A 14,915-nucleotide genomic window follows, 5' to 3' on the forward strand; every position below is an offset into this window, starting at 1 on the left:
CGTTTTCCTCGGCCGCAATTGTGTCGGTCCTGGCCGGACCGTCGACGCGATTCTCCGTACTCCCTGTGGTGGGGAATCCCCGGCCGCGCACCCCCTGGTGAAAGCCGGGGCTGCGCGGCCGGGGTGTGCTACGGGGTCACGTCGGTGACGTGCAGCCGCAGCATGGTCCACGACGCGGGCGCGAGAGTCAGGCGGACGCCGAGGTCGCTCGCCTGGACCGTGTCGTTGGGGCGCGGCTCGGCGTGGTCCGGGCCGTCGGCCGTGTTCTTGGCATCGAGGTCGGCGCCGCCCACGGTGACGCATTCGATGATCTCGCCCACCTGGGCGCCGGCGAGGTCGACGGTCACCTCGGCGGGGGTGTCGACGACCCGGTTGACGAGGAACACGGTCATCTCGGCGGCGGTGTCGTCCCAGGTGGAGACCGCGTCGACCGCGTCGATGACGCCGTAGCGGTCGGTGGTCGTGGTGCTGCCGTCGCGCAGTACGTCCAGCACGACCCCCCGGGCGTGCCGGGCCGTGCGGGCGAACGGGTGGAAGATGGTCTGCCGCCAGGCCGAGCCTCCCGGTTCGGTCATGATCGGCGCGATGACGTTGACCAGTTGGGCCTGGCACGCCGCGGTCACCCGGTCGCTGTGCCGCAGCAGGCTGATGAGCAGGCCACCGACGACGACGGCGTCGGCCACGCTGTAGTGGTCCTCCAGCAGCGGCGGCGCGACCGGCCAGTCCTCGCCGCTGGGCGGGGTGGACGGCGCGGCCGACTGGTACCACACGTTCCACTCGTCGAACGCGATCATGATCTTCCTGGTGGATCGGCGGATCGCGCCCACCGAGTCCGCGATGGCCGTGACGGCGTCGATGTACCTGTCCATGTCCTCGGCCGAGGCGAGGAAGCTGGGCAGGTCATCGTCGACCGGCTGGTAGTAGGCGTGCAGCGAGATCAGGTCGACGTCGTCGTACGCCTCGGTCAGCACGTCGCGCTCCCAGCTCCCGAAGGTCGGCATGCCGAGATGGGACGAGCCGCAGGCGACCAGTTCGAGGTCGGGATCGAAGCGGCGCATCGCCTTCGCGGTCTGCGCCGCGAGTCGCCCGTACTCGGTCGCGCTTCGCTGGCCCACCTGCCACGGGCCGTCCATCTCGTTGCCCAGGCACCACAGCCGGATCCCGTACGGGTCTGCGGCGCCGTTGTCGCGGCGCTGGTCGGCGAGGTGGCTCCCCGCCCGGTGGTTGGCGTATTCCAGCAGGTCGACAGCCTCGGCGGTGCCCCGGGTGCCGAGGTTCACCGCCATGATGGGATCGACGCCCGCCTTGCCGACCCAGCGCATGAACTCGTCCAGCCCGAAGGCGTTGGTCTCCAGGCTGTGCCAGGCGAGGTCGAGCCGGGCCGGTCGTTTCTCGACCGGGCCGACGCCGTCCTCCCAGCGGTAGGAGGAGACGAAGTTGCCGCCCGGGTAGCGGACCGTCGTGACGCCCAGCTCGCGGACGAGCGCGAGGACGTCGCCCCGGAAGCCGTCCGCGTCGGCGCTGGGGTGGTCGGGCTCGTAGATTCCGCCGTAGACACAGCGGCCCAGGTGCTCCACGAACGAGCCGAAGATCCGGCGCGGCACCGGTGCGACACGTCGCCGCAGGTCCAGGAGCAGGCGTGCGGTGTTCACGACAGCCGTCCCGGCTGGCCCGGACGAGGCCGGACGGGCGAGGCGGCGCGGTGGGGGAGTGGGTGCGGCGCTGCGTCGAGGTGGGTGTTCAGGGCGGGCTCCTCTCGGAGGAGGCCTCCGACGTCGGGATCCGTGTCGCGGCGCCGGGGACCCGGGGTGGTGGGTCGGTGCGAGCTCTGGACATCGCCATGATCATCGATTACGTTCGCGATCGATGTAAACGTTACCGATCATGCTCCCCGGAGGGAACACCGCGTTCCGGAATGGCGCCTGACAGAGCGTGCCGTCCCGTTGTCAACGGGTAGGTCCCGTGCGCGAAATGGCGCGGCTTTGCACCCCGGGAAGTCCACCTTGCACAATCCCGTTAGGACCCCCGGCCGGCTCTCGCGCGGGGATGAAGAGGTCTTGTGTTCGCAATCGTGGTCGGTTACGTTGGCAACATCCTGGAAACGTAACCGATAACGATTGCAGTCCAGAGAGAGCGGCATGATCGAAGCCAATGCGCCGGTAACAATGAGTGATGTCGCCCGGATCGCCGGCGTTTCCACCGCCACCGTTTCGCGCGTCGTCAACGGGCACTACGGCGTCAGCGCCCGCACGATCGCTCAGGTCCGCACCGCCATCGAACAGCTCGGCTACGAGTCGAGCCTGGTGGCCTCGAGCCTGCGGCGCAGCCGCACCAACGTCCTCGGCCTCGTGGCGCACAGCTTCCAGTCGTACACGGCAGAGGTGCTCAAGGGGGTCATGAAGGCGCTCAGCCGCTCCGGCTTCGACCTCATCATCTACGCCAACAGCGACCTCTACGGGTCCTACTCGGAGGGTTGGGAGCAGCGGCACCTGACCCGCCTGTCGGGCACCCTCACCGACGGGTGCATCGTCGTCACGCCCTGGGGTGAGATGCGCAGCCGTACGCCGGTCGTGGCCATCGACCCGGTGCGCGGCGCGACGGCGCCCTCGGTCATGGCCGACAACCTCGCCGGCGCCACCACCGCTGTCGAGCATCTGCTCGACCTGGGCCACCGACGCGTCGGCTTCATCGCCGGTCGCGACAGCCTCGCCTCGGCATGGTCCCGGGAGGAGGGCTACCGGGCGGCGCTCGTCGCCGCCGGTATCCCGGTCGACCCGACGTTGATCGGCCGGGGGGACTTCAATCCCGAGTCGGCCGTTCCGTTGGCGCGCGCCCTGTTGCAACGGGCGGACCGGCCGTCGGCGATCTTCGCGGCGAGCGACGGGATGGCGCTTAAGGTCCTTGAGGTCGCCAGGGAACTGGGGCTCTCCGTCCCGCAGGACCTGTCCGTCGTCGGCTTCGACAACATCCCCGAGTCGGCGTCGACCGTTCCGGGTCTGACCACGGTCGACCAGTCGATGTACCAGCTCGGGTACGAAGCCGCGCGAATGCTCAAGTCACTGGTGACCGGCGAGTGGGACGAGCCGCACCAGATAGTCCTGCCGACCAACCTCGTGGTCCGTGGCTCGACCGCAGCACCGGCGAGGGACCGAAGGAGGTGAGCGCTACCGCACGGCGAGATCCACCGATGGGTTGAGCTGGTCAGCGGGTCGCATCCGCTGCCGGCACAGGAAAGGAGTGGAGCGTGACAACCGAACATTATCACGGGCGCCGACGCCGCCTCGGCGTACGCCGGCTCGCGGCGGTGTTCAGCGCCGGAGTCGTCGCCCTGGCGGCGGCCCTGCTCGCGCCGCAACCGGCAGCGGCGGCGGACACGCCGTGGCTGGACGTCTCCCCGGACCGCTACGCCTCGTTCAGCGTGCCGGCCGCGTACGTCCAGGAGCGCCTCGGCACCGTCTCGCAGGTGGTCGTCGAGGGCAACTTCGGCCCGTCCGCCACCTGGGCGGAGTTCGGTCTGACCCGCCGCGGTGACGTGTGGTCCGGGGTGCTCGGCGCGCTGACGCCCGGGCTGTACCGCTACCAGGTGACCGCCGACGACAACAAGACCATCAAGGATCCGACCAACAGCGCGGGAGTGGCGTCCGACCCGCTCCTGAGCACCTTCCTGGTCGCCGGCGAGTCGGCGCGCTGGCTGGCCGACGCGCCCGCCGGCAGCGGCGGCACGGTCGGGACGCTGACCTACCGGGTTCGCGCCGAGCAGCGCTCGGCCCTGGTCTGGACGCCACCCGGGTACGCGGCGAAGAAGCCGAAGGGCTATCCGACGCTCTTCCTGGAGTCGGGGGGCGGCGTGGCCGCCACCGACTGGCTCGACCTCGGTCGCACGAAGCAGATCCTCGACAACCTCTCGGCGGCGGGCGCGATGCAGCCGATGGTCGTGGTGATCGCCGACAGCACGGACGACCGGGAGTTGAAGGATCTCCGCAAGGCGGTCGGCGACAACTACCGGGTCCTTCGCGATCCGGCCCACCAGGCCATCGCCGGTGTCACCGACGGCGCGGCGCGGGCGGTCCGCGCGGCCCTCGCCAAGCCCGGCCAGTTCGGCTCTGTCGGCTGGTTCTCGGGCACGTCGACCCCGACGATCGACCGCCGGGACGCCACGGCGCTCAACCACCTCAAGCTGCTGCGCCTCTACACCGGGAACGTGACCGACCCGGCCTACAACACCACCTACCGGCTGACGAAGGCGCTGGACCGGGCCGACGTCCGGTTCGAGTTCGACGGGGTCAACCCGGACGGCGGCGGGAACTGGACCACCTGGCAGGAGAACCTCGTCGACTTCGTGCCACGGCTGTTCCGGCACGTGGCGGACCACGGGCCGAGCCCGGGCCACGGCCGGTTCACGGGCGAGTTCTCGCCTCCGCCGGCCGGCACCACCCCGACGCCCTTCGTCACCGCGGACGGGTTCGTCACCTTCGAGACCACCACCGACTTCGCGGACGCCCAGCACGTCACCGTGTGGGCCAACATCGCGCCGGGCGGCAGTTGGCTGCGCGTGCCGCTGACGCGTGACGGCGACCGGTGGCGGGCGACCGTGGGGCCGCTGAAGCCCTGGTTCTACTACTACCGCCTGATCGTCGACCGGGTGCCGTTCAAGGACGTCTCCAACCCGACGAGGGTGACCACGGAGCCGATGTGGAGCACCTTCCTCGTCCCGGGTCCTGCGGCCCGACTGCTGACCGACGTGCCGGCGGGCCAGGGCGGCACGGTCGAGAGCATGACCTACACCAGCACGGTGGCCGGCCAGGACCGCACCGCGCTGGTCTGGACCCCGCCCGGGTACGACCCGCAGCGAGCACAGCCCTATCCCGTCCTCTACCTCCAACACGGTGGCGGGCAGAACTACACGGACTGGGTCGAGATGGGCCGGGCCAAGCAGATCCTCGACCACCAGTTCCTCGACGGGGACCTGACACCCATGGTCGTCGTGATGGGCAACGGCAACTCGTCGAACTTCAACCGGGAGTTGTTGGAGAACATCGTGCCGGCGGCCCGGTCCCGGTACCACGTCTCCAGCGACCCCTCCCAGCAGGCCCTCGCCGGGCTGTCGATGGGCGGCGGGCAGGCGTTCGGTGTGCTGAAGGCCTATCCGGGCCAGTTCGCCTACGTCGCGGCGTTCTCGGCCGGCTTCGGCAGCGGCACCGGCGTCGACGTCGCGGCCATCAACAACGGCACCAGGATGCTGCGCCTCTACGTCGGTGACCAGACCGACTTCGTGTACCCGAGCTTCATGGCCTCGCTGACCACGATGGACGCCCTCGGTATCCGCTACGAGTTCGACGGGGTCACCCCCGGACCGCACGGCTGGGACGTGTGGCAGAAGAACCTCATCGACCTGGCGCCCCGTCTGTTCAAGCGCTAGGAGCCTGCCCAGGCGACGCCACCGGGAGCGAGGCCCCAGCGCCTCCGGTGGCGCCGCCGGCGCATGGATGTCCGTGCACCGCCACCTCCGAAGGGAACCATCTCAATGAAGAGAAGACACATACTCGCCACGGTGGCCATGCTCGCGGCCGGGAGTGGCCTGGTCGCCTGCTCCTCGGACGACGGCGGCAGCGACGCGAGCAACTGCACGAACACCATCACCAAGCAGAACGTGCCGGTCGTGACGATGTGGGGCTGGTACCCCAACACCCAGCTCGTCGTCGACAACTTCAACAAGCTGCACGACGACGTGCAGGTCTGCTGGACCAACGTCGGTCAGGGCGGCGACGAGTACGACAAGTTCCAGACGGCCATCTCGGCGGGCACCGGGGCGCCCGACGTGATCATGGTCGAGGCGGACCGGATCCCGACCTTCCAGATCCAGGGCGCGCTCGTCGACATCAAGCAGTACGGCTACGACGCGGTCAAGGCCAACTACGGCGAGGGCGCCTGGAAGGACGTGTCGGTGGGCGACGCGGTCTACGGCGTCCCGGTCGACGGTGGCCCGATGGGCATGATCTACCGCAAGGACATCTTCGACAAGTACCAGATCACCCCGCCGAAGACCTGGGCCGAGTACGAGCAGGCCGCGCAGAAGGTCAAGGACGCCGGCGGCCCGTTGTTCGGGGACCTCGGCGCGAACGTGCCGGCCGTGATGATGGCGCTGCAGATCCAGAAGGGCGCGTCGCCCTTCACCTTCGATCCGGCCCAGCCGAAGTCGATCGGGGTGAAGCTCAACGACCAGGCGTCCAAGGACGTGCTGGACTACTGGGGTGGCCTCGCCAAGAAGGGCCTGGTCGGTACGCAGGACCAGTTCACCCCGGAGTACATCTCCGGTGTGATCAACGGAAACTACGCGACGTACATCTCGGCGGCGTGGGCGCCGGGCTACCTCACCGGGGCGGGCGTCGGTAAGGGCCAGGACACCGGCAAGTTCGCGGTCGCGCCACTGCCGCAGTGGGATTCGGCCAACCCGGTGCAGGTGAACTGGGGTGGGTCGGCCTTCTCGGTGACCAAGCAGGCGAAGAAGCCGGAGCTGGCGGCGAAGGTCGCCTACGGGCTCTACGCCGACAAGGAGTCGCTCACCGACGGCTGGACCAACCAGATCATCTTCCCGCTGAACCTCACCGCGCTGAAGGATCCCGCGTTCGTCGACCTGAAGGTGGCGTTCTTCAGCGGCCAGCAGGCGAACAAGGAGGTCTACCTGCCCGCCGCCGAGGCCTACAAGGGGGTGTCCTACGCGCCCTTCGGCCAGTACTACCTGGACGCCATGACGAAGCAGATCAGCGAGGTCATCAAGGGCTCGACCACCGGCTCCCAGGCTGCCGACAAGCTCCAGGACGACGTGGCGAAGTACGCCAAGGAGCAGGGCTTCACCGTTCAGTGACCGCTCCGGGTGGGTCGCGCCGGCGGTGGCCGGCCGGCCCACCCACGACCCCCCGCGTCCACGCCCTTCGGAGACCACAGATGACAGTCCTGACCGAGAAGCGCACACCGCGTCCGCCGAGCGAGACGCGCAAGATCCGTGGCAAGGTGCACCTCCGCGAGCACCTGATGGGGTGGCTCTTCGTCGGGCCCTTCGCGATCGTCTTCCTGGCGTTCCTCATCGCGCCGTTGGCGTACGCGCTGTACCTCAGCCTCTTTCAGAAGAAGCTGATCGGCGGCACCAGTTTCGTCCTCTTCGACAACTACGTGAAGGCGTTCACCGACCCGAGCTTCCTGTCCGGAGCCTGGTTCGTCATCCGCTTCTCGCTCGTCTCGATCCCGCTGCAGATCGTCCTGGCGCTCGTGATGGCTCTCATCCTGGACGCCGTGACGACGCTGTTCGCGCGCTTCTCCCGCCTCATGATCTTTCTTCCGTACGCGATCCCCACCGTCATCGGGGCCGTGATGTGGGGGTTCCTCTACAGCAAGGGCTTCGGCCCGCTCACCGACATCTTCGGGCTGTTCGGCGCCACCGCGCCCGACTTCCTGGGCAGCGACCTGATCTTCTACGGCCTGCTCAACGTCGTCACCTGGCAGTGGGCCGGCTACTACATGATCATCCTGTACGCGGCGTTGCAGGGCGTCGACCCGACGCTCTACGAGGCCGCCCGGATGGACGGCGCCGGACGGTGGCAGATCGCGACGCGTATCAAGATCCCGCTGATCGCGCCCGCGCTGATCCTGATCCTGGTCTTCTCGCTCATCGGCACCCTGCAGTTCTTCAACGAGCCGCAGATCCTGCGTTACCTCGCCGCGGGCACGATCGGGGCCGACTTCACCCCCAACATGTACGCGTACCAGCAGGCGTTCTCGCTGGCCAACTTCAACTACGGGTCGGCGATCTCGTTCGCGCTCGGCGGCATCGTCTTCATCTGCGTGTACGCCTTCCTGTTCTTCACCCGCAAGCGGAGGAGCTTCCTCTAGATGGCCGACCACACCAGCGTCCGCGCCGGCGTCCGCCGGCCGCAGCGCTACCTTCCCCTGCAGATCCTCCTCGGCTTCCTGGTGATCTACTTCCTGGTCCCGTTCTGGTGGGTCATCGTCAACAGCTCCAAGGACGCGCCGGGCCTGTTCGGGGGCGGCAACACCCTGTGGTTCTCCGACCAGATCGACTACGTCGGCAACCTCCGGCAGCTCTTCACCTACGACGGTGGCATCTACCTGCGGTGGATCCTCAACTCCACGCTGTACGCCATCGCCGGCGGAGTCGGCGCCACGGTCCTGGCGGTGATGGCCGGCTACGGGTTCGCCAAGTACCGGTTCGCCGCGCGGCGCTTCAGCTTCGCCGTCGTGCTGGGCGCGCTCATGGTGCCGGCCACCGCCCTGGTCATCCCGACCTTCATCATGTTCTCCCGGCTCGGCCTGACGAACACCGTCTGGGCGGTGATCCTGCCGTCGCTGCTCAACCCGTTCGGCGTCTACCTGATGCACGTGTACGCGCGCGACGCGGTGCCGGACGAGCTGCTCGACGCGGCGCGCGTGGACGGCGCGGGGGAGGTGCGCACGTTCCTGCAGATCGCGCTTCCGCTGATGCGTCCCGCGGTGGTCACCGTGCTGCTGCTGTCCGCCGTGGCGTCCTGGAACAACTACTTCCTGCCGCTGGCCATGCTCTCGGACAACCGGCTCTTCCCGGTGACCGTCGGTCTCGGCCTCTGGCAGGGGATCGCCTCGGCGAACAACTCGGGCGGCACCTCGCTGTGGAGCCTCATCATCCTGGGCTCACTGGTGTCCGTGATCCCACTGGTCATCGCGTTCTTCAGCCTCCAACGGCACTGGCGCGGCGGCCTGTCCGTCGGAGGCCTTCGCTAGGTCGCGCCGAGCGACCTTGAGGCATGACAGAGAGGTGTGCTGATGTCGACGACAGATCGACCGCTGCGCAGCGCGCAGTGGTTCGGCGCCGAGGGCCGCAACGGGTTCATCCACCGGTCCTGGATGCGCAACCAGGGATTCGCGGACGACGTCTTCGACGGTCGCCCGGTGATCGGCATCGCCACCACCTGGTCGGAGCTGACCCCCTGCAACGCCCACCTGCGCGACCTGGCCGAGTCGGTGAAGCGCGGCGTGTGGGAGAGCGGCGGCCTGCCGCTGGAGTTCCCGGCCATGAGCCTGGGCGAGCCACTCATGCGTCCCACGACCATGCTCTACCGCAACCTGCTCGCGATGGAGCTGGAGGAGTCGGTCCGCGCCAATCCCCTCGACGGGGTGGTCCTGCTCTCCGGCTGTGACAAGACCACCCCGGGCCTGCTGATGGGGGCGGCGAGCGTGGACCTGCCGACGCTGATGCTGACCGGCGGGCCGATGCTCAACGGCAAGTTCCGGGGCCAGGACATCGGCTCGGGCACGGTCGTCTGGCGTTTCACCGAGGAGATGCGGGCCGGCCGGATGAGCGCCGCCGACTGCGCCGAGGCGGAGGTCGGCATGTCCCGCAGCCGGGGCCACTGCATGACCATGGGGACCGCCTCCACCATGGCCTGCGTGACCGAGGCGCTGGGCGTGCAGCTACCGGGGGCCGCCGCCGTACCCGCCGTCGACTCCCGGCGGTACGCGCTCGCGCAGGCCGCCGGACGGCGGATCGTCGCCATGGTGGGCGAGGACCAACGGCTGTCCTCGGTGCTCACCCGCGAGGCGTTCGAGAACGCCATCCGGGTCAACGCCGCGATCGGTGGCTCCACGAACGCCGTCGTGCACCTGCTCGCCATCGCCGGACGCCTCGGCGTGCCCCTGTCACTGGAGGACTTCGACACCCTCACCGCCGACGTTCCGCTGCTGGTCAACCTCATGCCGTCCGGGGCGTACCTGATGGAGGACTTCGCCTACGCGGGCGGCCTCCCGGTGGTGATGAAGGAGCTCGCGCCGCTGCTGCACACCGAGCACGTCACGGTCAGCGGCCGGAGCGTGGCCGAGAACGTCGACGGCGCGCAGTGCTGGAACTCCGAGGTCATCGCCACCATGAAGGAGCCGTTCCAGGCCGCCGGCTCCGGCACCGTGGTGCTGCGCGGGTCACTGGCGCCGTCCGGAGCGGTGCTGAAGGTCTCCGCCGCCACCCCCCACCTCCTCACGCACACCGGCCCGGCGCTCGTCTTCGACCGGATCGAGGAGTACGTCGTCGCCGCCGACGACCCGGACCTGGACGTCACACCGGACACGGTGATCGTCGTTCGCAACGCCGGTCCGCGCGGCTACCCCGGCTTCCCGGAGGTGGGCAACGTGCCCATGCCCCGCCGACTGCTCACCGACGGCATCACGGACATGGTGCGGATCTCCGACGCGCGCATGAGCGGCACCGGCTACGGCACGTGCGTCCTGCATGTGGCGCCGGAGGCGTCCGTGGGCGGTCCTCTCGCGCTGGTGCGAACCGGCGACCTGGTCCAGCTCGACGTCGCCACCCGCCGCCTCGACCTCCTGGTCGACGAGGCGGAACTCGCCGAGCGTCGCTCCGCCTGGAAGCCGCCGCCGCCGGTGGCCGAGCGGGGTTGGGCACGGCTGTACAGCGAACACGTCCTCCAGGCCGACAGTGGGGCCGACCTCGACTTCCTGGTCGGTGGCAGCGGCAGTGACGTGCCCCGTCACTCACACTGACGGACGAGGAACCCGACTCATGGAAGAACGGACGGCCCGCCAGTGCGAGTTCACGCGGAGGAAGCGGTGACGACCGCCCACCGGCCAGCGGTCATGGCGGACGTCGCCCGCCTGGCGGGCGTGTCCCACCAGACGGTGTCCCGGGTGATCAACGGAGCGCCCGCGATCCGGCGCGAGACGCGGGAGCGGGTCCTCGAGGCGATCCGGCGACTCGACTATCGCCCCAACACCGCCGCCCGGGCGCTGGTCCGGGGACGCTCCGGAATGATCGGCATCATCGGCACGGCCCGGACGCTGTTCGGTCCGACGAGCATCCACCGCAGCGTCGAGGACGCCGCCCGCGCCGCCGGCTACTTCGCCACCTCGGTCAGCCTCTCGGAGGTGACGGTACGGGCGCTCAGCGACGCCACCGAACACCTCATGCGCGTCGGCGTGGAGGGCGTCGTGATGATCGCCGGCAACGACGAGGCTCTCGAAGTGGTGCGGATGACCCGGTCCGGGGTGCCCTTCGTGGTGGTGGAGGGCGACCTGTCCAGGGCGAGCGTCACCGTCGGCGTCGACCAGGTGCTCGGCGCCCGGATGGCGACCGAACATCTGCTCGGCCTCGGACACACCGAGATCGTGCACGTGTCCGGTCCGCTCAACTGGGCCGAGGCGCGCGCCCGCCGCGACGGCTGGCGTACGGCGATGGTGGCCGCGGGCGTACGCCCACCCGAGCCCGTCGAGGGTGACTGGATGGCCCACAGCGGCTACCTCGCCGGGCTGCGGATCTGCGAGCTGCGCGGCACCACCGCGGTCTTCGCCGCCAACGACCAGATGGCCCTCGGCGTGCTGCGCGCGCTGCACGAGCGTGGTCGGCGCGTGCCGCAGGATGTCTCGGTCATCGGGTTCGACGACGTGCCCGAGGCGGCGTACCTGATTCCGCCGTTGACCACGATCCAGCAGGACTTCGACGCGGTCGGTCGACGGGCCATCACGGCGGTCACCCAGGCCATCGACGACACGGTGCCGCGGCCCCTGCCGTTGGTCGTACCCTCGCTCGTGGTGCGTGAGAGCACGGCGCCGCCGCACGGCGGGGCGGGCCCGGCGTGATGCCGAGCCCGCCCGGGTGCGCTCACGTCAGGGCAGCGAGCCGGAACTGCTGGTTGGTCTGGCCGTGGCAGTCGTAGAGCTGGATCTGGGCGCCGTTGGCGGTGCTCCAGACGTCGAGGCAGCGTCCGGACTGGACGCTGCTGATGGTGCCGTTGGCGTTGATGTTCCACTGCTGGTTGGTCTGACCGTGGCAGCTGTAGATCTGCACGGCCGCGCCGTTGCCGCTGCCTGCGGCGTCGAGACACATGTTGCCGTACACCTGTAGTTGTTTGCCCGAGGTGTAGGTCCAGGACTGGTTGATCTGTCGGTTGCAGTCGTAGAGGGTGACCCGGGTGCCGTTGGTGCGCGAGGCGTTCGGTACGTCGACGCATCGGCCCGACTGCGCGCCGATGATCTGGCTCGCCGAGCTCGGCGGCCCAGTGGTGGGTGAGGTGGTCGGCGTCGGCGTCGGGCTGCTCGTCGGGGTGGTGGTCGGCGTCGGGGTGGTTGGCGTCGACGGCAGCAGCGGACAGGTGCTGCGGTAGGTCACCACACCGCTGTTGTCCAGCAGCGGGCAGAGGAACTGGCTGTACCGGGCGTCGTTGTCGATGAACATCTTGACGAACGGCAACATGGTCCGGACCATCACCGGGTTCGACCGTCCGACCATGAAGCCGTGGTCCGCGCCGGCGACCTCCAGGTAGACGCTCTCGGTGGTGCTCGGGATGCTGTTGTAGAGACCGGTGGCGTAGGACGGGGTGACCACCGTGTCCGCCTGGCCAGCGAAGATCATGGTGGGTACCCGGTCGGTGGCCAGGTTCGACGACGGCGAGTACGGCGCGATCCCGACCACCGCCTTGAGCGACGGACGCCGCATGGCGGCGCTGAGCGCCCCACCGCCGCCCATCGAGTGGCCCGCGACGGCCAACCGGTTCGGGTCGACGCGGTCGCGTACCGGGCTCTGCTGGGTCAGGTAGTCCAGCGCGGCGAGGAGTTGGGTGCCGCGCGCCGTGTCGAAGTCGTTGCGGCTGTTGGTCTCGATGCCGATCACGACGAAGCCGTGCGAGGCCAGCCACGGTCCCATCCAGGCAAGTTCGGCGGAGAACAACGCCGTGTAACCCGGTGAGATCGCGATGGCCCCGAAGGTGCCCTGGCTGGTGTCGGTCGGGTAGTAGATCCGGCCGCCGTTGAAGCCGTACCCGGTCGGGACGGCGACCGACGTGTTGGCGAAGGGGCCGTTCACGGCGGTGACGCTGGTCCGGGTCGGGTCCGGGCCCCGCTGGTACGGGTTGTCGGCCGCTGACGCCGACCCGGTCGCCAGGGTGATGGTGAGCAGCCCGACCGCGGCGGCGATCCCGGCTGCGGCCACTGTGAACAGACGTCCCCGGAGGCCGGGCGACCTCCGGTCGGCATGGGTGTTCCCCGCGGGCGGGGAGTGGTCTGCGGATCCTCGCACTGTCGGTACCTCCTGGTGGTGGGGGAGTGAGGGGCGGGCGGGATCCTCCCGTGCGGAGCCCCGATCGCCCCCGGCGGTGTCCGAATTGTCAGCGTTGCAGCGTCAGCCTGCCGGCCGGTACGGCGGGAGGCCGTAGTCGCCGCCGAAGCTGGGCGAACGCCTCGGCCACCCGGGCCAGGTCGGGCAGCAGCGACACCACCAGGGCGACAATTATCGCGACAGTTCCGGAACTGGAGAACGTTCGCGGTCGGTCCGCCCGGTGGTGGCGGTGCGGTGGTTTCTCCTGGTGGTGGACCTGGCCGCCGGGCGGACAGGTAGGCCTGACGGTCGCGTGCGGCGCCTCCGGAGCTGAGTGGATCGTGTTAACGTTCACAGCCATCGATGGCTCTCAGGCTCGCAGAAAGTTCCAGCATTTTCAACCGGTAGTTTCGGGCTTGTTACGGATCGCCCGAACGGCGCGTGGCCGCCGTGCTGGGGCCACCGCCCACCGCGCCACGTCGCCGGTCAGTCGCCGTGGTGGTCGTAGGTGGACCGTCGGTCGTGGTCCCCGGGCGGGACGGGAAGACCCGTTACGCGGGTGGCGGCGCGGTCGACCCCCGGACCCGCAGCGACGGACTGATGACGACCCGGTGGGTGGGGCGGTCGGGGTCGGCGAGCCGGTCGGCGACGAGACGCACGGCAGCGCGTCCGATCGAGCGTCGCGGCGGTCGGATCGCGGTCAGCGGCGGGCTGAAGAGACCGGCGACCTCGTCGTCGTACGCCACGATGGAGAGGTCGCCGGGAACGGACAGCTGCCGCTCCTCGCAGTGCTGCACCAGAGCGATCGCCTCGGCGTCGGCGTGCACCAGCAGCGCCGTCGTTCCGGTCGCCCGGCACCGGTCGAGCACGTCGTCGAGGACCGTGTCCCGCTCCGGTGACCGGGTATCGGGTGCCACGGCCACCACTGTCGCATTCGGATCGAGGCCGCACTCGGTCGTGGCGTCGAGCCAGCCACGCCGCACGTGCTGGCTGGTGGGACTGTTGGCGTCGAGCACCAGGCCGACCTTGCGGTGCCCGAGCGAGGTGAGGTGGCGTACGGCCATGGCCGCACCGAGCGCGTGGTCGGTGACCACCGACTCCATGACAGCGTGATGGCTGCCCACCGTGGCGGTGCGTTCCAGCAGGACGACCGGGACGCCGACCTGGTCGAGCCACTCGATGGTGCGTTCGGCGGTCGGCGCGTCCATGCTCGGCGCGATGATCAGCGCGTCCACGTCCATCCGCCCCACCAGGCGGGCCAGTTGTGGCTGGTCGTCCTCGGTGTCGTACGAGGAGCCGCGCAGCACCACGCGCATGTCCAGCTCGCGGGCGGCGCCCTCGACACCGCGCGCCACGTCCGGCCAGTAGTAGTCCAACGAGGGCACGAGCATGCCGACCGCGCGCCCGACGAGCGGGTTCAGGCCCGCGTCGGGCGGCTCCTCGGTTGCCGGGACGTCGTCCGGCAGGATCAGGGCGACTCCACCGTGGACCCGGCGAACCAACCCTTCGGCGGCGAGCTCCGCGATGTCGCGCCGGATGGTGACCGGCGCGGCGCCCAGCACGTGCGACAGGTCGGAGATGCGCATCGAGCCGTCGCGCTGCAGCGCTGCCAACAGTTGCTGGCGGCGGGCGACCTGAAGCGGCGCGCGGGAAGTCTCCGCCGTGGCGACGACAGGACTGTCCTTGGTCATTGGGGACCTCCGAGGAACGCTTCGTGCGGCGAAAGGTATCGCGCCGTGACGACGAGCTTGCCAACCGGGCTGAACGCGGCGGCGCGCGACGGCCATGGCCCTCGGCTGCCCGAGCGGCTGTGAGCGGTTCTGATCGT

The 14,915-nt window shown here is 69.7% G+C and carries 11 protein-coding genes; 7 read left to right on the forward strand and 4 right to left on the reverse strand.

Annotation, left to right across the window (positions count from 1 at the left end; translation table 11 throughout):
- Window positions 1–128 precede the first annotated feature (128 nt).
- On the reverse strand, window positions 129–1,652 hold the full coding sequence (locus tag AB0B55_RS00120; RefSeq protein WP_357169014.1) for an alpha-N-arabinofuranosidase: 1,524 nt from the start codon (window positions 1,650–1,652) through the stop codon (window positions 129–131).
- 486 nt (window positions 1,653–2,138) lie between these two features.
- Here AB0B55_RS00120 and AB0B55_RS00125 point away from each other — a divergent pair, with 486 nt between their 5' ends.
- From AB0B55_RS00125 to AB0B55_RS00155, 7 genes are all read left to right on the forward strand, one after another.
- Window positions 2,139–3,161, forward strand: coding sequence for a LacI family DNA-binding transcriptional regulator (locus AB0B55_RS00125; RefSeq protein WP_357125118.1), 1,023 nt, complete (start codon window positions 2,139–2,141; stop codon window positions 3,159–3,161).
- An 83-nt stretch (window positions 3,162–3,244) separates the two neighbouring features.
- Window positions 3,245–5,419, forward strand: a complete 2,175-nt coding sequence (locus AB0B55_RS00130) for an alpha/beta hydrolase-fold protein (protein WP_357169017.1) — start codon at window positions 3,245–3,247, stop codon at window positions 5,417–5,419.
- A gap of 105 nt (window positions 5,420–5,524) precedes the next feature.
- Entirely contained in the window at window positions 5,525–6,865 is a 1,341-nt protein-coding gene (locus tag AB0B55_RS00135) for an extracellular solute-binding protein (protein WP_357169021.1), read from the forward strand.
- A gap of 80 nt (window positions 6,866–6,945) precedes the next feature.
- A complete protein-coding gene (locus tag AB0B55_RS00140; RefSeq protein ID WP_357125127.1) occupies window positions 6,946–7,887 on the forward strand; it encodes a sugar ABC transporter permease in 942 nt (313 codons plus the stop codon).
- Window positions 7,888–8,772, forward strand: coding sequence for a carbohydrate ABC transporter permease (locus AB0B55_RS00145; protein ID WP_357125130.1), 885 nt, complete (start codon window positions 7,888–7,890; stop codon window positions 8,770–8,772).
- A 42-nt stretch (window positions 8,773–8,814) separates the two neighbouring features.
- Window positions 8,815–10,542: an IlvD/Edd family dehydratase gene (locus AB0B55_RS00150; protein ID WP_357125133.1), complete on the forward strand. Its 1,728-nt coding sequence runs from the start codon at window positions 8,815–8,817 to the stop codon at window positions 10,540–10,542.
- A gap of 66 nt (window positions 10,543–10,608) precedes the next feature.
- On the forward strand, window positions 10,609–11,634 hold the full coding sequence (locus AB0B55_RS00155) for a LacI family DNA-binding transcriptional regulator (RefSeq protein WP_357125136.1): 1,026 nt from the start codon (window positions 10,609–10,611) through the stop codon (window positions 11,632–11,634).
- Between the two features lie 22 nt (window positions 11,635–11,656).
- On the opposite strand, the gene AB0B55_RS00160 is transcribed toward AB0B55_RS00155, so the two are convergent.
- The 3 genes from AB0B55_RS00160 to AB0B55_RS00170 form a co-directional block, all read right to left on the reverse strand.
- On the reverse strand, window positions 11,657–13,069 hold the full coding sequence (locus AB0B55_RS00160; protein ID WP_357169024.1) for a ricin-type beta-trefoil lectin domain protein: 1,413 nt from the start codon (window positions 13,067–13,069) through the stop codon (window positions 11,657–11,659).
- Window positions 13,070–13,157: 88 nt separating this feature from the next.
- Window positions 13,158–13,448, reverse strand: coding sequence for a hypothetical protein (locus AB0B55_RS00165; protein ID WP_357169027.1), 291 nt, complete (start codon window positions 13,446–13,448; stop codon window positions 13,158–13,160).
- 190 nt (window positions 13,449–13,638) lie between these two features.
- Entirely contained in the window at window positions 13,639–14,778 is a 1,140-nt protein-coding gene (locus AB0B55_RS00170) for a substrate-binding domain-containing protein (RefSeq protein WP_357125143.1), read from the reverse strand.
- Window positions 14,779–14,915: the final 137 nt, after the last annotated feature.

The sequence above is a fragment of the Micromonospora sp. NPDC049107 genome (assembly GCF_040648595.1).
Taxonomy (GTDB): domain Bacteria; phylum Actinomycetota; class Actinomycetes; order Mycobacteriales; family Micromonosporaceae; genus Micromonospora.

Excerpts from the sequence above, each read along its gene's own strand:
- AB0B55_RS00125 (WP_357125118.1), top strand. The coding sequence starts at position 2,139 with ATGATCGAAGCCAATGCGCCGGTAACAATGAGTGATGTCGCCCGGATC.
- AB0B55_RS00145 (WP_357125130.1), top strand. The coding sequence starts at position 7,888 with ATGGCCGACCACACCAGCGTCCGCGCCGGCGTCCGCCGGCCGCAGCGC.
- AB0B55_RS00165 (WP_357169027.1), bottom strand. The coding sequence starts at position 13,448 with ATGGCTGTGAACGTTAACACGATCCACTCAGCTCCGGAGGCGCCGCAC.
- AB0B55_RS00150 (WP_357125133.1), top strand. The coding sequence starts at position 8,815 with ATGTCGACGACAGATCGACCGCTGCGCAGCGCGCAGTGGTTCGGCGCC.
- AB0B55_RS00140 (WP_357125127.1), top strand. The coding sequence starts at position 6,946 with ATGACAGTCCTGACCGAGAAGCGCACACCGCGTCCGCCGAGCGAGACG.
- AB0B55_RS00170 (WP_357125143.1), bottom strand. The coding sequence starts at position 14,778 with ATGACCAAGGACAGTCCTGTCGTCGCCACGGCGGAGACTTCCCGCGCG.
- AB0B55_RS00135 (WP_357169021.1), top strand. The coding sequence starts at position 5,525 with ATGAAGAGAAGACACATACTCGCCACGGTGGCCATGCTCGCGGCCGGG.